Consider the following 19,843-nt stretch of genomic DNA (forward strand, 5'->3'; position numbering starts at 1 on the left):
CGCTCGGCTTTTTTTCACCTCAAGAGTAATCCTCACCACAAACCGATGAATTTATTGTCTTGTTAGTCACACAAAATACACTTATTCTGATCCAATAAGCTAACAGAAACATATAATTAGATTAACAACGTCTTTAAACAAAAAAGGAAAGGTATGAATCTGACATGGACTGTCATAGCAATTGCCGTCAGCTGCGTTTCAGCGCCTTCTATTGCCAAGCTTGGAGAAAGTAACGGCTTTAGTGGTGAGATTGCTATTAATGCTGCCTATAGCAGCAGCACCTCTAACTTAACCAACACTGACGATGAATTTCGTCTTTATAATGGCGGCCAACAAAACAACAGTTCTGCCCTCGTTTTACCTCTGGGTAACGTGCAATACACGTTTGGTTCCCGTTCAAATCATCAGGTGTTTCTCGGCACATCAAGAGCGGATATTGCCGTCGGTACCGTCGCACTAGAAGCGGGCTACAAATACTTATTTAAAGACCGCACAAAGGTCAGTTTATCTATTTTGCCCACCATTCTTGAAGGTGAGGTATGGCAAGACCCATATACCAGCGATGCTCGAACCACCACCAATGAAAAAGGCACAGCCTACCGAGTGCAATTCGACAATATTGCAGGCTCATTATTCAGCCTTGATCTCGCCTATGGTAAGCGAGAGCTGGATGAAGAAAAATCTGGCTTAGGCAATAACGTTAACGCTGCTATCACACCTGAACAGGCGAAAACACTCAACCGTAATGCAGACATTCTCTACGGTAAATTTAAAATGATGCTGCCAATCAGCCGAGAAGTATTACTCTACCCAGCCTTGATCTACACCCAACAAGACGCCAAAGGCAGTGCAATGAAGCACAACACCTACGGAGCGGAAGTGTCTTCTTTTGCCTCGCTTGGGAACCACAAGTTGGCCTTTACTTTGGGGTACTTAAGACGAGACTATGACGCCACCAACCCCCTCTACGATACCACTCGCAGCGACGATGAATGGAAAGCTTTCCTGGCTTATGAGTACCCTGGCATCTTTTATTCTAATAATCTTTCGCTTGTTGCCTTCGGAGGTGTCACCAACAGTACTTCCAATATTGCGTTTTACGATGAAAAGAATTGGATTACTGCCGTTGGTCTAAACTGGGCCTTTTAATAGGTTACCTGACGACCCATTAACTTGAGTGATAGTTGGCTTAACAAGGCATTTTGTTAAGCCATTTTTTATCGCTACAGTACCACCCTAAATGTTTAATTGGGTGAATCACAATCATCCAATTCACTAATCAATGGATGGTTCATGACTGCACGGCTGCTTCTCCTTACGCTCCTCACTTCGATTGCTTGTACCCCAACAGCATTTGCAACTCTAGCTCCAACACAAGGATTTAGCGGAGAAGTCTCAATAAGTAGCGCCAAAATAGGTGACAAGTCTAACCTTATCGCTAGTGAAAACCCCAACATTAGCACGACAGAAGAAGCATACGATGATTTTTGGCTACCGCTTGGCACCTTAAACTATACCTATGGCCCTACCCTAAACAAGCAATGGTTTATCGGTACATCACGTAATGATATCGCCGTCGGTACCTTCGTACTTGAAGGTGGATACCGACAGCAATTTGCTGACAACTCAATTTGGAGTTTTTCCTATCTGCCAACTGTCGTCGGTGAGCCGATCTGGAAAAATCCATACGTGGCAGCAGACCAACTTGAGCAAGCAGAAGCCACTGGCGACGCGTTTCGATTGCAAGTAGAAAACATTGCAGGCTCACTCTTTACTATAGATATGGCCTATGGGACACGGGTTGTTGCAGCAGAAGCATCCGCGACCCAAAGTCCAGTAGCCCACGCCACGCAATATGATCGCAACAGTGATTTTTACTATGCGAAAGGTTCTTACACCTTAGCCGTCAATGACTCGTGGGTACTTTTCCCTTCGCTTATCTACATACTGGATGACACCAAAGGGGTCGCGGTCAATAACCAAGGCGCAGGCGCAGAGCTCACCACGCTGTTTGCACATAACCAACACAGCTTTGCTGCGACGCTAAGTTACATGAACCATGAGTATCAGGGTTACAATGTCATTTTTGACCATGCTGGCAGAATCGATGACAAATACAGTGCTTTCTTAGCCTATGAGTATCTTTCTTTATGGAACATAGAGTCACTCTCACTGATCTCTTTGTCGGGATACAATGCCACTGACTCAAGTATCACTTTTTATGATTCAGCAGACTGGATCACCTCGATTGGTATGAACTTCGCCTTTTAAACCGACTGCGCCGTAAGCTGCTTTAGCAAGCGATCCATAGCGCGATACCCTAACGCTTCCGCTAAATGAGCTCGTTGAATCTCGGGCTCATTAGACAAATCTGCAATGGTTCGCGCGACCTTAATGATGCGGTGATACGCTCGAATGGATAAACCAAGCCGATGCAATGCGCTTTCTAAAAACTCCGCATCCGGCTTCGCCAACGGGCAATACTGCTCAATCTCGCGACTTTGCAGTAACGCATTGGCTTTACCAGATCGCGCTAACATTTTGTCTCTTGCTTCAATAACTCGTAACTTTACATCTGCCGTCGACTCGCCTCGATCGCCCCCTTCGGCAAGTACGCCTTTAGGAAGTAAGGGGATTTCAATCGACATATCAAATCGGTCTAACAGAGGACCCGATAGACGGCTTAGATAACGCAGAATCGCCTGAGGTGCAACGCGAGCTTGACTCTCATCATAGTAACCTGTTGGACTCGGATTCAGAGCACCGACTAATTGAAAGCGCGCTGGAAAGCGGGTTTTTCCTTGTGCACGAGAAATCACAATTTCCCCTGATTCTAGCGGCTCACGCAATGAATCGAGGACTTTACGCTCAAACTCAGGCATTTCATCTAAAAACAGTAGCCCGTTGTGTGCTAAGGAAATCTCTCCCGGTCTAGGAATACTCCCTCCCCCAACTAACGCTGCCATAGAGCTTGAATGATGCGGAGCTCGAAAAGGTCTTTGCTTCCAGTTGTCTTCATTAATCTCTAACTGGGTGAGTGAGCCAACCGAAGCGGTTTCAATCGCTTCCATATCACTCATAATCGGTAATAAGTCACACAAACGTGACGCTAACATTGTTTTTCCAGTACCCGGAGGGCCCAAAAACAGTAAATTATGATTGCCTGCCGCCGCTATCTCTAGCGCGCGCTTTCCTTGCTGCTGCCCTATGATATCTTGCAGATCTCTAACGTCTTGTTTCACTGTTTTAATAGCTGGTGACGTCACCAAACCCAACGCCTGCTGCCCCATCAAATAGGCACACACTTCCAGTAATCCCGAGGCGGATTTATGCTTATCTTTGCCCACAAGCGCTGCCTGATTAGCATTCCCTTCAGGCACAATAAGTTGGCGTGCTGATTTATCCGCAGCTAGCGCAGCAGGCAGTACCCCTTTGACCGTTCGTAATGATCCCGATAAAGCCAGTTCCCCGATAAATTCATGCTGCAACAACAGACTCTTGGGCAACTGTTCAGAGGCCGCTAAAATGCCTAAAGCAATAGGAAGATCAAACCGCCCGCCTTCCTTAGGTAAATCAGCAGGCGCTAGGTTGACCGTGATGCGCTTAGCAGGAAACTCAAATCGTGAATTAATAATGGCGCTGCGAACTCGGTCCTTTGATTCCTTCACTGTCGTTTCTGGCAACCCAACTAAGGTAAAACCAGGCATACCATTACTGATATGTACTTCCACTGTAACGAGCGGTGCTTCGACGCCAACACTTGCTCGGCTATAAATAATCGATAATCCCATGTCATTCCTTTTTCCAACTAAATTCATTCGATAAACCCTCAAAAATGCAGAGTTTTATAAATAGTCCTTGTTATATAGCCTGATTTGATGCTGATAAAATGTGAAAAAAGAATGAGGTTTTGCTTGTCAGGTAACAGAAATATGTGATACCACTAAGGACATAGATACTTTTGTTCAACACAAAGCAAACGATTAGATATTTGAAATGACTTTTAGTGCTTATGCTCACACTCTGATTACTCTGATTATTGTGGTCCTGATTAGGAACACACGGGGGAATGTGGGCAGAAAATAGCCGCAAGATTCAAAAAACCCCCGCACTGAAAAGTCCGGGGGTTTTTTTACAAACTCTAAAACGCAAATTTGATGACGGTCACGAAAACGAGAGTCACTTCGTTATAATGACAAAACGCAAGATATGGGAGCACACAATGTGCAGTCGAACGATAGAAAACCGCAAGTCACAATGCGGTCAACAAGGAGAAAGCAATGACAGGTGCTGAGTTAGTTGTTGCTGCGTTAGCGCAACAAGGTATTAAGACTGTGTTTGGTTACCCCGGTGGAGCCATCATGCCCATCTACGATGCACTCTATGATGGCGGGGTAGAACATATTCTCTGCCGACACGAGCAAGGGGCAGCAATGGCGGCTATCGGTATGGCAAGAGCGACCAAAGATGTCGCCGTCTGTATGGCAACCTCAGGTCCCGGCGCCACCAACCTTGTTACCGGCCTTGCCGATGCTTTTCTTGATTCCATCCCCCTCGTCGCAATCACTGGTCAAGTCGCCAGCTCCCACATTGGTACCGATGCCTTCCAAGAAATGGATGTGATTGGTATGTCATTGTCTTGTACTAAACACAGCTACTTAGTTACCGATATCAATGACCTTGCGCCTACCTTAGCGGAAGCGTTTGAAGTTGCGAAGACCGGTCGTCCTGGCCCTGTTATCGTCGATATTGCTAAAGACGTTCAACTTGCTCAAACCCCTGTTGATGTTTTACCTCCATTTACGCCACCAGCAATGCCGGTAGCAAACCCAGAGCAAATACAGCTAGCACAACAACTTCTCAACCAAAGCTCCCGTCCAGTTCTCTACGTAGGTGGTGGAGTACAACTTGCTCATGCCACGGATTCTGTTCGCGAGTTTCTACGTTTAAACCCTATGCCATCAGTCAGCACCTTAAAAGGCCTTGGAACGATTGAGCGTAACGACCCGCACTATTTGGGCATGTTAGGCATGCATGGCACTAAAGCGGCTAACTTAGTCGTACAGGAATGTGACCTGCTGATTGTCGTCGGGGCACGATTTGATGACCGAGTCACCGGTAAGCTCGATACCTTTGCTCCTCACGCTAAAGTGATTCATATTGATATCGATGCAGCGGAATTTAACAAGTTAAGAACGGCGAATGCCGCTTTACGCGGTGACATTAATGTCATTTTATCCCAGCTAGAGCTCTCTAAAGACATCTCCCCTTGGGCTCATCATAGTGAAAGCCTAAGAAGTGGCTTCAAATGGCGCTATGACCATCCGGGCGATCTTATCTTTGCTCCACTGCTACTGAAGCAACTGTCTGACATGATGCCTGAGTCTTCTATCGTCTCAACGGACGTCGGGCAACACCAAATGTGGGCAGCACAACACATTCAACCGCGATCGCCAGAAAACTTTATTACGTCGGCAGGGTTGGGCACGATGGGCTTTGGCTTACCAGCCTCAATGGGCGCCGCCGTAGGGCGACCTGACGACCAATCTATCCTCATTTCTGGTGATGGTTCGTTTATGATGAATGTACAAGAGCTGGGTACGCTCAAGCGCCGCCAGATCCCCGTCAAAATGGTATTACTGAACAACCAACGGTTAGGTATGGTTAGACAATGGCAGTCCCTATTTTTTGATGGTCGCCACAGTGAAACCATTTTGGATGACAATCCTGACTTCGTCATGCTAGCGAAAGCGTTCGATATTCCAGGCAAAACCATTACTCGAAAAGAAGAAGTCGAACCCGCTTTAAAAGAGATGCTAGAAAGTAAAACAGCTTACCTCTTGCATGTATTGATCGACGAAGAAGAGAACGTATGGCCATTGGTACCACCTGGTGCCTCAAACAGCGATATGTTGGAGAATACCTAATGAACCGATACCTATTAGATATAAAAGCCGATGATAAAAGCGTGTTACTTGAGCGAGTATTGCGCGTGATCCGCCACCGTGGATTTATCATCAAGCAAGTTGCCGCGACACAAAATCATGAAAGCAAGATTGCCAGTGTAGAGATAATCGTTGATAGTGATCGTCCGATTTCTACGCTGACCAATCAGATTGAAAAACTCTGGGATATTCGTACTGTTGACGTCACTGAACTCAAAACTAACCAGCTGACCAATCACAACCTACAAGAACAAAGTGCATAAGGAAGAACGCTAAATGGCTACAAGTACAGCAGATTTTATTTGGTTTAATGGTGAAATGGTTCCATGGGCTGAGGCAAATGTTCATGTCCTTACTCATGCTATGCACTATGGTACGTCGGTTTTTGAAGGCGTTCGTTGTTACAATACTCCGAACGGTCCGGTGATCTTCCGTCACCCAGAGCACGCCAAACGTCTAAAGAACTCGGCAAAAATCTATCGCTTTCCTATTCCTTATACGGAAGAAGAAATCATGGAAGCGACACGTGAAACGGTTCGCCAAAATAAACTCGAGTCGGCGTACATTCGTCCTCTAGGTTTTGTTGGTAATGTCGGGCTTGGTGTTTGCCCACCTGAAGATTCTGTCATGGAATTAATTATTGCGGCCTTCCCATGGGGTTCTTACCTGGGTGAAGAAGCGCTCGCAAATGGTGTCGATGCTATGATATCTAGCTGGAATCGCGCTGCCCCTAACACTATCCCAACAGCCGCAAAAGCAGGCGGTAACTACCTATCATCTTTACTTGTGGGTGGTGAAGCGCGTCGTCACGGCTATGACGAAGGTATCGCTCTGAGTGTTGATGGCTATCTCTCCGAAGGTGCCGGTGAAAACATTTTTGTCATTAAAGATGGCATTATCATGACGCCACCAGCCACCAGCGCGATTCTTCCAGGCATCACTCGTGACAGCATCATGACCATGGCCAAAGATATGGGCTACGACGTTCGTGAGACCAACATTGCTCGTGAAGCACTCTACCTTGCCGATGAAATTTTCATGACGGGTACCGCTGCTGAAATCGTACCCGTTCGTTCGGTTGATAAAATTGAAGTGGGCGAAGGAAAACGAGGCCCTATCACTAAAGTCATGCAGGATGCTTACTTTGGTCTTTTCAACGGTACCACCGAAGATAAATGGGGTTGGCTCGATTATGTCTACCCACAAGACGCCGACAAGAACACTGCATCAGTAAAATAAGGAACGAGTACAATGCCTATCTACAAATCCGCGACCTCAACACATGGTCGTAACATGGCGGGTGCTCGTGCACTTTGGCGAGCAACGGGTGTGAAAGACGAAGACTTTGGTAAGCCTATCATTGCCGTCGTAAACTCGTTCACCCAATTTGTCCCAGGTCACGTCCATCTTAAAGATATGGGTCAACTGGTGGCGGGTGAAATTGAAAAAGCAGGCGGTATTGCCAAAGAGTTCAACACCATTGCCGTTGATGATGGTATCGCAATGGGACACGGTGGCATGCTGTATTCATTGCCATCACGTGAGCTAATTGCCGACTCTGTTGAATACATGGTTAACGCGCACTGCGCGGACGCCATGGTATGTATCTCCAACTGTGACAAAATCACCCCTGGAATGATGATGGCGGCAATGCGCCTCAATATTCCCGTAATCTTTGTCTCTGGCGGTCCAATGGAAGCGGGTAAAACCAAGCTTTCCGATCAGATCATCAAACTGGATCTGGTCGATGCCATGATCCAAGGGGCTGATCCAACTATTTCTGATGAACAAAGTGAGCAAGTGGAGCGTTCCGCTTGCCCGACTTGTGGATCATGTTCTGGCATGTTTACAGCCAACTCAATGAACTGTCTAACAGAAGCGCTGGGGCTTTCTCAACCAGGCAACGGTTCTATGCTCGCAACACACGCTGACCGTGAACAGTTATTCCTAAATGCCGGTAAACGCATTATCGAATTAACCAAGCGTTACTATGAGCAAGACGACGAGTCTGCGCTGCCACGTAATATCGCTAACCGTGCCGCATTTGAAAACGCCATGGCGTTGGATATTGCTATGGGCGGTTCAAGTAATACCGTTTTACACCTTTTAGCCTCTGCACAAGAAGGTGAGATTGACTTCGACATGAATGATATCGATGAAATGTCACGCCGAGTACCACACTTATGTAAAGTGGCACCATCGACACCAAAATATCACATGGAAGACGTGCACCGTGCTGGTGGCGTGATGGCGATTCTTGGTGAGCTTGATCGCGCAGGATTACTCAATAGCGATACACGTACTGTACTGGGTCTTTCTATGAAAGAGCAGCTAGCGCAATACGACATCATGCAAACCGAGGATGAGGAAGTATTAAAATTCTTCAGAGCGGGCCCTGCAGGTATCCGTACGACGAAAGCTTTCTCTCAAGATTGTCGCTGGGATCGCCTTGATGACGATCGCAAAGATGGCTGTATTCGTACCAAGGAAAATGCCTTTAGCCAAGAAGGCGGACTGGCGGTACTGAGCGGAAATATCGCCGTCGACGGTTGTATTGTTAAAACAGCTGGCGTCGATGAAGGTAGTCTAGTCTTCCGTGGTCCAGCGGTCGTTTTCGAAAGCCAAGAAGACGCGGTAGATGGCATTTTAGGCGGCAAAGTCAAAGCGGGCGATGTGGTCATCATCCGTTATGAGGGGCCTAAAGGTGGTCCTGGTATGCAGGAAATGCTTTACCCAACCACGTACCTGAAATCTATGGGTCTAGGTAAAGAATGTGCACTACTCACCGACGGTCGCTTCTCTGGCGGTACTTCTGGCCTATCTATTGGCCACGCGTCCCCAGAAGCCGCTAACGGTGGCACCATTGGCCTTGTGAACAATGGCGATATTATTGATATTAATATCCCAGCCCGCTCCATCTCACTGGACGTCCCAGAGGAAGAATTGACGGCTCGACGTAACGCACAAGACCAGCTTGGTTGGAAACCAGCCAATCGTGAACGTGTGGTTTCTTTAGCGCTGAAAGCGTATGCGAGCATGGCAACGAGTGCTGATAAAGGTGCGGTACGAGATAAGTCTAAACTCGAGGGATAGTCTAATGAGTAGCGAAAGTTATCCCAAAACCGGCGCAGAGTACCTGCGCCAGGTATTGCGCGCTCCTGTTTACGAAGTGGCGACATTAACGCCACTGCAAGATATGCCTCGCTTATCTGCTCGTATTCATAATAACGTGCAAATCAAACGTGAAGATCGCCAGCCCGTGCATTCATTTAAGCTACGTGGTGCCTATAATATGGTATCCAACCTTACTGAAGCGCAGAAAAAAGCAGGGGTTATCGCAGCCTCCGCGGGCAACCACGCACAGGGCATGGCGTTGTCTGGCACCAAACTGGGTATTAGTACAACTATCGTGATGCCTAAGACCACGCCAGACATTAAAGTGGATGCGGTACGCAGCTTTGGCGGTCACGTTGTATTACACGGCAACAACTTTGATGAAGCAAAAGCCGAAGCAGAGCGTTTATCCGCTTTGCACGGTTACACCTTTGTGCCTCCCTTTGATCACCCGCTTGTCATTGCAGGACAAGGTACGATCGGCATGGAAATGCTGCAGCAAAATGGTCACCTCGACTATATTTTTGTTCCAGTCGGCGGCGGCGGTTTAGCCGCTGGCGTCGCGGTATTAGTTAAACAACTGATGCCAGAAATCAAAGTGATTGCAGTGGAACCGGAAGATTCTGCCTGTCTAAAAGCCGCGCTGGACGCTGGAAAACCCGTCGCTTTAGATCAAGTAAGTATGTTTGCTGATGGGGTTGCGGTTAAAATTATCGGTCAAGAAACCTTCCGTCTATGCCAAGAATATATTGATGGGCATATTACCGTCTCCAGTGATGAAATCTGCTCTGCTGTAAAAGATATTTTCGAAGACACGCGCGCCATCGCTGAGCCTTCTGGCGCGCTTGCTCTGGCTGGACTTAAAAAGTTTGCCGAAAAACACGCACTGCAGAACAAACAGCTAGGCACCGTGCTTTCTGGAGCCAACACTAATTTCCATGGCTTGCGTTATGTTTCCGAACGTTGTGAGCTTGGTGAAAAGCGTGAAGGTTTGTTGGCCGTGACTATTCCGGAACATCAGGGCGCATTCTTTGAGTTCTGTAATATCATTGGTGGGCGAGCCGTTACTGAGTTTAACTACCGCTACAATGATGACAAACTGGCGAATATTTTTGTCGGTGTGCGTCTCGCTGGTGGTCAGGAAGAGCTCGAGGGTATCATTAAAGATTTACGTGCTGGTGGCTACCCGGTTGTCGATCTGTCAGATGATGAGATGGCCAAACTACATATCCGTTATATGATTGGTGGCAAGCCTTCTAAGCCACTTCAAGAGCGTTTGTATAGCTTTGAGTTCCCAGAATATCCAGGTGCTCTACTGAAGTTCCTGAGCACGCTGGGGACGCATTGGAATATCAGCTTATTCAACTACCGTAACCATGGCGCTGACTACGGTCGGGTGCTGTGTGGTTTTGAGCTACAAGACAGTGACCTCGCCGAGTTTTCTTCACATCTGCGTGAACTAGGCTACCAGTGTAAAGATGAAACGGATAACCCATCGTATCAATTTTTCTTGTCTTAACACGCTGCAGTAACGGGCGCTCAGTTTCTATTTAGAATCGACGCTTTACCTAATAAAAACGCCTCTGATGAGGCGTTTTTTGATGGCAAGTTTCTCAGTAATCCCCTCTTACTGGTTTTCAACCAGTCCAAGCTCCGGAGATTTAAATTCATTGTACTGCTGGTAGTTTACCACTCTGTCTCGCCCTTGATCTTTTGCTAGATACAAGGCTTTATCTGCCATCTTAACCAACGCTTCAATATCGGAAGCCGGATCAGGGTACGTCGCGACACCAATTGACACACTCAACTGCCCCAAAGATAACCCCTTATGCTCTAGGTGCAAGGTTCGGATTAGGTTAACAATGTTATTAGCGTATTCCGTGGCATCTGCCATATTGCAGTGCGGTAAGATCACCGCGAGCTCTTCTCCCCCTAATCGGCACGCTATTTCATCATCAGCGACGGTCCTTTTGAGTAAAGAACTGATCTCTTTTAGCACATAATCTCCAGCATCATGGCCGAAATTGTCGTTAAAACGCTTAAAGTGGTCGAGATCAAGCATGAGTAGTGACAATGACTCGCTGCTCGTTGCTGAGTTATTAGTATGCTCTGTCAGCTTTTGTTCAAAGAAGCGACGATTGTATAGACCCGTTAATGGGTCGCTTAGTGCCTGTGAACGTAATTTTTCTTGTAAACTTAAATTCGCCAGAGCTAGGCCAAGATGCTCCGCGACACTGTAAGCCAGTTGTGTGGTGAGTTCCTCGACCTCTATCTCTCCCTGCCCAAAATATAAGTGCATAATACCGATGGTATTACCATGTGCGGTTAACGGGATACACAAGGTCTGATTGTTATCAATCGACGACATATGCTCACACGATAAATGGTGAAACGCTTCAATAGATAAATGGCTGCGCCCAGTACGTAATGACCAGCACTCATCAGGAGCAAAGCTTTTACTCCCAGGCCACTTATCCCCCCAATCCAATTGATTAACCAGTTGGTTTCTGGATGAACGCATCAATGAAATACTGCCATTCACTTGTCCCAGAATGCGCGGCACAATATCCTCAACGACACGCTGGGCTTCTACAAGGTTTTGACACGCTGCTAGCATATTCGCTAAACGATGCATCAGCTCTATTTCAAGAGTTCGCTGATGAATCCGTTCATCTTGTTTATTCTTTTCCGCCGTAACGCTCGCTTCTATCTGGCGATGACTAAGCAAAGACGTTGCAATCAGCATCGCGATACTTAACAGCGCTAAGCCCACTAAGATGCTCATTAACTGAAACGTCATATTCTCCAAATGATGCATTGGAACGGCTAAAACCACGACATAATCTTGCTGATCAATCGTCACCCTTCGGGAGGAATACAACAAGTCGACAGATAACACGGAACTAAAACGAACATCTCCGCCTTCTCCGCTTTCCCAAGCTTGAATAAATTCGGGTCGGTTTGCATGACTGTCCAGATCCACTAGCGCTCGGTCAGATAGCGCGGTATCGCCCACCACGACCCCGTTACTATTAATCACCTGAATTCTGGCGTCTGCATCAGCCTGAGTCAGATCGCCAATATAATCATCTATTTGTAGGCGACTGGTAAAACTCGGATTATCTTCGTGAATTTCGTAAATTACATCGGTCAACAGAGAGTCCGTTGTCCGCTTTACTGACCCATGAACGAGGCGTTCTAAGGTAATATTAAATCCATATAAACCACCTATCATAACCACAGAAAGCGCCATTACTGGTAGCAGCTGCCACTTCCTATCAATTAACTTCGACATTCTTAAACACCCTTTACCGAACAGCGTATTAACAATAAACAAAATAGCGTTCTTTTTAATCAAGGGCAATCAGAATATGGCGCCACTCAGTGTTTTAACCAGTCCGAATGCAATTGGCTTGATGAACCAAGATAGTTAAGCATCCAGTGAATCAACTTATTACTGTCATCCTTACGCCAAACTAAACAGCATTGGCTATCTATGGTGTCATTATTAAGCGAACGCGCCACCAGCGAGCCGCTATCAATAAGGGGCTCTGCTATATGGCGAGGCATATAGCCAATACCGACACCACTTTTCAAACACTCTATTGCCGAATACCAATTGGGCAACAATAGTCGCCGCTGTCTAGGGCTGTGCTGTGTATGACGCTTTGGCAACACACGTGACGTGTCGTCTAAGCAAATAGCTGGAAACTGACTGGCAAACTCTTCATCTAACTCAGCCACTTGCGCACAAGGATGGAGGGGTGACATCACTAAGGTCCACTGTAGCTCCCCCATCGGCCTCACCCCATACTCTCCACTCACCGGAATCGCCGATGTCGCACCAATCACAATATCCGCTCGCTGTTCGGAAATCGCTTCCCAGGATCCGTTATACACTTCCATATTGATCTGCAATTCTGCCGACTCAAACTCTGCGTAAAAGTCTTCGATCAACACCGATAATTTATCGACTTTTACAATATTATCTAAGGTCAACTTGAGTCGCTTCTGCCACCCTGAAGCCGCACGCCGAGTATGGCGTGTCAATTCATCCATTTGACGAAGCAAGCGCCTCGCCTCAGCAATAAACACCTCGCCCGCAGGTGTTAGTTCCACACGACGAGGCAATCGCCTAAATAAAGGAGTACCAATCTCTTGCTCTATCTGGCGTACGCTATAACTGATTGCAGACGGGACTTTATGCAATGCTTCTGCTGCCGCACTGAAACTGCCGAGTCGTGCAATCATATCTAACATTTCGAGTGACGGACGTGAGTACATAACCTTACCTTTCAAATTTTTTGATTTATAACTACAAAATATAGCGTTTTATTTTTTCTAATTCCAAAAATAGAATACACCACACTAACAGCATGGGCTGGCGCCAACTCATTCCTGTGAAAAAAATTCAAAGGAATAACAATGAAAATCTCAAAACTGCAACTTATCTATCTTTCCATCTTGTCCATGCTTGGCTTTATTGCCACAGACATGTACTTGCCTGCGTTCAAATTAATCGAGCAAGATTTTGCTACTGGACCAGAACAGATCGCGTTATCGCTGACAGTCTTTTTAGTGGGTATGGGACTAGGACAATTTGTTTGGGGCTTAGCCAGTGACCGTTTTGGCCACAGAAAAACCCTTTTTACTGGCTTAGTCGTATTTACCATCGCATCGATTGGTCTCGCCTGGAGCCAAGAAGTATGGCAATTGCTGACATTACGAATGCTTCAGGCCATTGGCGTTTGTGCTCCCGCGGTCATTTGGCAATCGATGGTTATCGACAAGTTTGATAAAAAGACCAGCCAACAAATCTTTGCGACTATCATGCCGTTAGTGGCACTATCTCCAGCACTTGCACCTCAACTTGGCGTACTGCTCACTGAATTTTGGGGTTGGCACAGTATTTTTGTCGTCCTTGCGATGACAGGTGCATTGCTAGCGCTCATCACTTTATCGATGAAAGATAGCAGCACGAGTAAGGTCAAAACAACATCCGTCTCTGCCGATCTAAAAAGCTTGTTAGGATCACGAGACTATATCGGTAATGTCATTATTTACGCCGTCGCTTCGGCCGCATTTTTTGCTTACTTAACCGGTATGCCAGAAATAATGAACCAGCTAGGCTACTCCGCGAAAGATATTGGACTCAGCTTTATCCCGCAAACTATCGCCTTTATGGTCGGCGGTTACATGGGTAAGAAGTTAGTGGCTAAACTCGGTGATGAAGCCGTTCTTAAGCAACTGCTCGGATTAGAAACGGTTGCTATTCTGCTGGTGTTTGCGGCTTGCCAATGGCAATTAACCTCAGTTTGGCCAATATTGGCGCCATTCTGTTTACTCGCGGTAGCAAACGGAGCAATCTATCCTATCGTGGTTAATCGTGCGCTATCTAGCGCACCACACTGCTCTGCCACTGCAGCGGGACTACAAAACAGTATTCAGATAGGAGTCAGTAGCTTGGCCAGTGCTCTCGTCGCCACATTCGCAGTGATTGCGCAAACGGCCGTAGGTTATGTCATTTTAGGATGTTTAGTATTGATGTGGCTAGGGTATGTCATTTCGAACCCTGCATTAACAAGCGAACTGACCATTCCTGATAACTCACGTGTGGCCAATGATGAGTAAACCATAACGCGTGTTACCACTCCTGAGACAAGCAACATACAAAGTAAAAAAGGGCGACAATGTCGCCCTTTTTTACTCAAAGACTTTTTAGCCCCCACTTTGCCGCTGTTTCATCAAAGAAGCCCTGAGTCTTTTTCAATTCGACCCAGTGGTTAACGTAGTTAATCCAGACCTGGTCTTTTTGCGGTAATAGCATGGAAATAGGCGTAGGCTTGCGTGGCGCTTTTACCGGCACTATCGCCAACTGCTTAAATTTCGTCACCAACGTCGCCGCTTCAACATTCGAGGTGACTGACACATCAGCACGACGAGCTAACAGCTCTTGAAAATCTCGCGCTGGCGCTTCAATAACAATGTGTTTTGCATCTGGAAAGAAGGCCTTAACCATTTTTTCTTGCACAGTACCAAGTGTCGCGGCCACTTTTACATCAGGCTTGTTAAAGTCTGACCAATCGGAGAATTTCTGCAGATCTTTTTTCTGTACCACGGGGACAAACGCTAAATAAAAATATGGTTGACTATATCCGGCAACTTTCGCTCGCGACATGTTCAGTGAAGCACTTCCTGTAATATCATATTTATTTGCGGTGATCCCATTAACCAGTGTTTTCCAATCCGTCGCAACATACTCGACCTTAACGCCAAGATCCTTGGCTAGCTCGGTCGTTACATCAATATCAAAACCACGATATGAGTTGGTTGCCGGATCTTTCATCGTCATCGGATTCCAATCACCAGTGGTCCCCACTCTGAGCACCCCAGCGTCCAGTATTGCTTGTAATCGACTTGTCTCTGCCACAGCCTGTCCAATTGACAAAGCCGCAATGATAAAACCAAGAATCCACTTCTTCATTGATGCGTCCCTAAAATTATTAAACATTTATAATACAACCTTGATAACATAGCAGTAACAGATGGAATTTTCAGGGAAAATTAGGGACGTTTGTGAGCTATCGAATACTAACTATCATGCTGTGCTTACCCATATTATCAGGCTGCTCTGACTACGAGTGGGGGTGGTATGTGTTAAATCCAGCCACCGAACAAGGTCAAATCAATCTTAAATTTCTTCTTGCGGGTTTCAAAGACACGATTTATGTCTCTTTGCTCAGCATGTTGTTAGCAATGTCCATTGGGTTGCTGGTGGCCTTTCCTGCTCTCTCCAATAACAACTGGCTCAAAGCCATAAACCGAATCTATGTTGAGGTGATCCGCTCTATTCCTGTTTTGGTGCTATTGCTCTGGGTGTACTACGGCATGCCAACCCTGCTGGATATTTCTCTCAATCATTTTTGGGCTGGCGTGATTGCTTTGACGATTGCAGAAAGTGCCTTTATGGCTGAAGTCTTTCGAGGTGGGATTCAGGCGATCTCCAGAGGGCAGCATGAAGCATCCGAATCCTTAGGGTTAAACTATTGGCAAAAAATGCGACTGGTCATTTTACCTCAAGCTTTTAGGCAAATATTGCCCCCTCTTGGGAATCAGTTTGTCTACATCCTCAAGATGTCATCACTCGTTAGTGTGATAGGCTTAAGCGATCTCACACGACGTGCCAATGAGTTAGTGGTCAATGAGTACTTACCATTGGAGATCTATAGCTTTTTAGTACTGGAGTATTTAGTACTTATTCTTGTGGTATCACAAGGGGTACGCTGGGTAGAAAAGCGTATTGCTATCCCAAGCCACTGACCATAAAAAAGGCCTCAAAGAGGCCTTTTGCTAAATACCGAGAGTCACCTAGCCACCCATTAAAATGCGATGACTACTTTTTCTTTACTGGGCGTACCCAGCCAGCGATGCGGCGTTCTTTAGCGCGAGTAATCACTAACTCACCCGCTGCCACGTCTTTTGTGACGGTTGCGCCAGCGCCTACCGTTGCCCCATCGGCAATCGCAACAGGTGCAATTAACTGAGCGTCAGAACCAACAAAAACATCATCGCCAATTAACGTCTTGAATTTATTCGCACCATCGTAGTTACACGTAATCACACCGGCGCCAACGTTCACTCGCTGACCAATTTCTGCGTCACCAAGGTAAGTAAGATGGTTGGCTTTAGAGCCTTCACCCAAACGAGTATTCTTCACTTCAACAAAGTTACCCACATGTGAGTCATTGCGAAGATCCGCGCCAGGACGAAGACGGGTAAATGGTCCAACTGTACACGCCTCACCAACTGTGGCACCTTCAATCACACTGTATGGACGAACAATCGTGTTGTCATCAATTTCACAGTCTTTCAGTACACTACCCGCACCGATCACCACGTTATCACCCAAAGAAACTGACCCTTCAATTACCACGTTCACATCAATCTCTACGTCCATACCACACTGCAACTGACCACGCAGATCAAAACGGCTTGGATCGCGTAACATCACGCCCTGCTCTAGCAGTTTTTGAGCTTGCATAGATTGGAAGGCACGTTCAAGACGAGCCAGTTGAGCTCGGTCATTCACCCCTTCCACTTCAATCGGGTTCGCGGGATGAACCGCCTCTGCCGCGCGACCTTCATTGTGTGCTGCCGCGATAACATCCGTCAGGTAATATTCACCTTGCGCATTATCATTACTAAGGCCTGACAACCAACGTTTAAGATCACCACCGGTCGCCACCATCACACCCGTATTGATCTCTTTAATTAGCTTCTGCTCTTCTGTCGCATCTTTTTGCTCCACAATCGCCACTACCGGGCCATTCTTACGCACGATACGGCCATAGCCCATCGGGTTATCCAGAACCACGGTTAACAACGCAATTCCACCATTTGGTTGAGCATCTAATAAATTTTCAATGGTCTGCTCTGAGATAAGTGGCACATCACCGTAAAGAACCAACACCTTTTCATCATCAGCAAAGTGGGGAGAGGCTTGGTCAACAGCATGACCTGTGCCTAGCTGATCGGCTTGCAATACCCAGTTAACACGCTCTTGTTGTAATTCTGATTGCATCATTTCTCCACCATGGCCGTAGACCAAGTGGATATTTTGCGAACCTAAGCCTTCACATGTGTCAATAACATGCTTAACCATCGGCTTTCCAGCAAGCGTATGTAACACTTTCGGTTTATTGGAATACATGCGAGTACCTTTACCCGCGGCAAGCACAACTGCACTAAATTTCATTATTATTAACCACTGACGTTTATTTAAGCTGCAACCATTCTAGCGATGATTGAGTAGGATGTTAATTCGGTAACGCTATATTTTTTCTTTAAATAGACAAATGATCGACAGAAAGCAAAAAGGCGACCATAAGGCCGCCTTTCTCATCGCTGCTAATCGAGATTAGCGACGTTTTTTTGTCAGCTCAATTACTCGAAGCTGAGCAATGGCTTTAGCCAGTTCACTGGCCGCTTGCGCGAAGTCCATGTCGCCATGCTGATTCGAAATATTCTCTTCAGCTTTGCGTTTGGCTTCTTCTGCCTTTGCTGCGTCTAGCTCTTCAGCACGAATTGCTGTATCAGCCAGTACAGTCGCTGTACCAGGCTGAACTTCAACAATACCACCCGAGACATAAATGAACTCTTCGTGGCCGTGCTGTTTAACGATACGCACCATACCAGGCTGAATAGCGGTCAGCAGCGGTGTGTGACCATGGAAAATACCAAGTTCACCTTCGCTACCGGACACCTGAAACGTCTCAACAAGACCTGAAAAAAGCTTTTTCTCAGCACTTACTACGTCTAGGTGAAAGGTTATTGCTGCCATATCGCCTCCTATTTAGCCTTATAGCTTCTTAGCATTCTCGATAGCATCGTCGATAGTACCGCAGTACATAAACGCTTGCTCTGGAATGTCGTCGTAGTCACCAGCTAGTAGACCTTTAAAGCCACGTAGTGTCTCTTTAAGAGATACATAGATGCCAGGGTCGCCAGTAAATACTTCAGCTACGTGATAAGGCTGAGTTAGGAAACGTTCAATCTTACGAGCACGAGATACAAGTTGCTTATCTTCTTCAGACAGCTCATCCATACCTAGAATCGCAATGATATCTTTCAGCTCTTTATAGCGCTGAAGCGTTTGCTGAACACCACGAGCCACATCATAGTGCTCTTGACCTACTACAAGTGGATCAAGTTGACGAGATGTAGAATCCAGTGGGTCGATCGCAGGGTATAGACCCATTGCAGCAATACTACGGTTTAGTGTAACCGTTGCATCCAAGTGCGCGAACGTCGTTGCTGGAGATGGATCCGTCAAGTCATCCGCAGGTACGTATACCGCTTGAATCGACGTAATCGATCCTGACTTAGTTGACGTGATACGCTCCTGTAGTACACCCATCTCTTCTGCAAGAGTTGGCTGGTAACCTACCGCAGATGGCATACGACCTAGAAGTGCCGATACCTCTGTTCCCGCTAGGGTATAACGGTAGATGTTATCGATGAACAGTAGTACGTCACGACCTTCGTCACGGAAACGTTCTGCCATCGTTAGACCAGTCAGTGCAACACGTAGACGGTTGCCCGGTGGCTCGTTCATCTGACCGTAAACCATTGCTACTTTTGATTCTTCAGGGTTTTTAACGTTTACAACGCCAGCTTCCTGCATCTCAAAGTAGAAATCGTTACCTTCACGAGTACGCTCACCAACACCTGCGAATACAGACAAACCAGAGTGTTGTAGTGCGATGTTGTTAATAAGTTCCATCATGTTGACGGTCTTACCTACACCAGCACCACCGAATAGACCAATTTTACCACCCTTAGCGAATGGGCAAATCAAGTCGATTACTTTAACACCTGTTTCTAGAAGAGATGTCTCGCTAGATTGCTCTTCATAGCTTGGCGCTTCACGGTGAATCGCATAACTTTCTTCCGCACCGATCTCACCACACTCATCAATCGCATCACCAAGAACATTCATGATACGACCAAGAGTCTTAGTACCTACTGGTACTGAGATTGGAGCGCCAGTGTTTTCTACTGTCAAACCACGACGTAAACCATCAGAGCTACCCATTACGATACAACGAACTACGCCACCGCCTAGTTGTTGTTGAACTTCAAGAACGAGACGCTCTTTAGATTCTGTAACGTTTAGAGCGTCGTATATACTAGGTACATCGCTCTGTGGGAACTCTACGTCGACTACCGCACCGATGATCTGTACGATCTTACCTGTAGCCATCGTTAATCCTCTATCTATTTCG

The 19,843-nt window shown here is 46.6% G+C and carries 16 protein-coding genes; 9 read left to right on the forward strand and 7 right to left on the reverse strand.

Going from position 1 to position 19,843, the window contains the following annotated elements; translation table 11 throughout:
* Positions 1-153 precede the first annotated feature (153 nt).
* A complete protein-coding gene (locus tag MD535_RS19870) occupies positions 154-1,149 on the forward strand; it encodes a DUF2860 family protein (RefSeq protein WP_265676771.1) in 996 nt (331 codons plus the stop codon).
* A 144-nt stretch (positions 1,150-1,293) separates the two neighbouring features.
* Positions 1,294-2,271, forward strand: a complete 978-nt coding sequence (locus MD535_RS19875) for a DUF2860 family protein (RefSeq protein WP_265676772.1) — start codon at positions 1,294-1,296, stop codon at positions 2,269-2,271.
* On the opposite strand, the gene MD535_RS19880 is transcribed toward MD535_RS19875, so the two are convergent.
* Complete coding sequence (locus tag MD535_RS19880; protein ID WP_265676773.1) at positions 2,268-3,791, reverse strand: YifB family Mg chelatase-like AAA ATPase; 1,524 nt, start codon at positions 3,789-3,791, stop codon at positions 2,268-2,270. The two genes, MD535_RS19875 and MD535_RS19880, sit on opposite strands and share 4 nt — an antisense overlap.
* A 489-nt stretch (positions 3,792-4,280) precedes the next feature.
* On the opposite strand from MD535_RS19880, the gene ilvG reads away from it, so the two are divergent.
* The 5 genes from ilvG to ilvA are packed head-to-tail and all read left to right on the forward strand — an operon-like array spanning position 4,281 to position 10,578.
* Positions 4,281-5,927 (forward strand): acetolactate synthase 2 catalytic subunit, encoded by a 1,647-nt coding sequence (gene ilvG / locus MD535_RS19885; protein WP_265676774.1) that lies wholly within the window; start codon positions 4,281-4,283, stop codon positions 5,925-5,927.
* Entirely contained in the window at positions 5,927-6,208 is a 282-nt protein-coding gene (ilvM, locus tag MD535_RS19890; RefSeq protein WP_265676775.1) for an acetolactate synthase 2 small subunit, read from the forward strand. Before ilvG ends, ilvM begins: the two co-directional genes overlap by 1 nt.
* Positions 6,209-6,221: 13 nt before the next feature.
* The gene (locus MD535_RS19895; RefSeq protein WP_265676776.1) at positions 6,222-7,184 is read left to right on the forward strand and encodes a branched-chain amino acid transaminase; all 963 of its coding nucleotides are present in this window, start codon (positions 6,222-6,224) and stop codon (positions 7,182-7,184) included.
* A gap of 12 nt (positions 7,185-7,196) precedes the next feature.
* Complete coding sequence (ilvD, locus tag MD535_RS19900; RefSeq protein ID WP_265676777.1) at positions 7,197-9,038, forward strand: dihydroxy-acid dehydratase; 1,842 nt, start codon at positions 7,197-7,199, stop codon at positions 9,036-9,038.
* Between the two features lie 4 nt (positions 9,039-9,042).
* Entirely contained in the window at positions 9,043-10,578 is a 1,536-nt protein-coding gene (gene ilvA / locus MD535_RS19905; RefSeq protein WP_265676778.1) for a threonine ammonia-lyase, biosynthetic, read from the forward strand.
* 108 nt (positions 10,579-10,686) lie between these two features.
* Here the strand turns inward: ilvA and MD535_RS19910 are convergent, their stop codons facing one another.
* Together MD535_RS19910 and punR are read right to left on the reverse strand one after the other, a co-directional pair.
* Positions 10,687-12,354 carry a sensor domain-containing diguanylate cyclase gene (locus tag MD535_RS19910; RefSeq protein WP_265676779.1) on the reverse strand — a complete coding sequence of 556 codons (1,668 nt, stop codon included), beginning with the start codon at positions 12,352-12,354 and terminating at the stop codon, positions 10,687-10,689.
* Positions 12,355-12,440: 86 nt separating this feature from the next.
* Positions 12,441-13,343, reverse strand: coding sequence for a DNA-binding transcriptional activator PunR (punR, locus tag MD535_RS19915; RefSeq protein WP_265676780.1), 903 nt, complete (start codon positions 13,341-13,343; stop codon positions 12,441-12,443).
* 141 nt (positions 13,344-13,484) lie between these two features.
* On the opposite strand from punR, the gene punC reads away from it, so the two are divergent.
* Positions 13,485-14,690, forward strand: coding sequence for a purine nucleoside transporter PunC (gene punC, locus MD535_RS19920; protein ID WP_265676781.1), 1,206 nt, complete (start codon positions 13,485-13,487; stop codon positions 14,688-14,690).
* Positions 14,691-14,766: 76 nt separating this feature from the next.
* On the opposite strand, the gene MD535_RS19925 is transcribed toward punC, so the two are convergent.
* The gene (locus MD535_RS19925; RefSeq protein ID WP_265676782.1) at positions 14,767-15,543 is read right to left on the reverse strand and encodes a transporter substrate-binding domain-containing protein; all 777 of its coding nucleotides are present in this window, start codon (positions 15,541-15,543) and stop codon (positions 14,767-14,769) included.
* 116 nt (positions 15,544-15,659) lie between these two features.
* Here MD535_RS19925 and MD535_RS19930 point away from each other — a divergent pair, with 116 nt between their 5' ends.
* On the forward strand, positions 15,660-16,379 hold the full coding sequence (locus MD535_RS19930) for an amino acid ABC transporter permease (protein WP_279348333.1): 720 nt from the start codon (positions 15,660-15,662) through the stop codon (positions 16,377-16,379).
* A 73-nt stretch (positions 16,380-16,452) separates the two neighbouring features.
* Here MD535_RS19930 and glmU read toward each other — a convergent pair whose 3' ends face one another.
* The 3 genes from glmU to atpD form a co-directional block, all read right to left on the reverse strand.
* The gene (glmU, locus tag MD535_RS19935) at positions 16,453-17,814 is read right to left on the reverse strand and encodes a bifunctional UDP-N-acetylglucosamine diphosphorylase/glucosamine-1-phosphate N-acetyltransferase GlmU (protein WP_265676784.1); all 1,362 of its coding nucleotides are present in this window, start codon (positions 17,812-17,814) and stop codon (positions 16,453-16,455) included.
* A gap of 162 nt (positions 17,815-17,976) precedes the next feature.
* A complete protein-coding gene (locus tag MD535_RS19940) occupies positions 17,977-18,399 on the reverse strand; it encodes a F0F1 ATP synthase subunit epsilon (RefSeq protein ID WP_265676785.1) in 423 nt (140 codons plus the stop codon).
* A gap of 18 nt (positions 18,400-18,417) precedes the next feature.
* Positions 18,418-19,821: a F0F1 ATP synthase subunit beta gene (gene atpD, locus MD535_RS19945; RefSeq protein ID WP_265676786.1), complete on the reverse strand. Its 1,404-nt coding sequence runs from the start codon at positions 19,819-19,821 to the stop codon at positions 18,418-18,420.
* Between the last annotated feature and the right edge of the window lie 22 nt (positions 19,822-19,843).

Origin of the sequence: Vibrio qingdaonensis, assembly GCF_026191675.1 — a bacterium.
Taxonomy (GTDB): Bacteria; Pseudomonadota; Gammaproteobacteria; order Enterobacterales; family Vibrionaceae; genus Vibrio; species Vibrio qingdaonensis.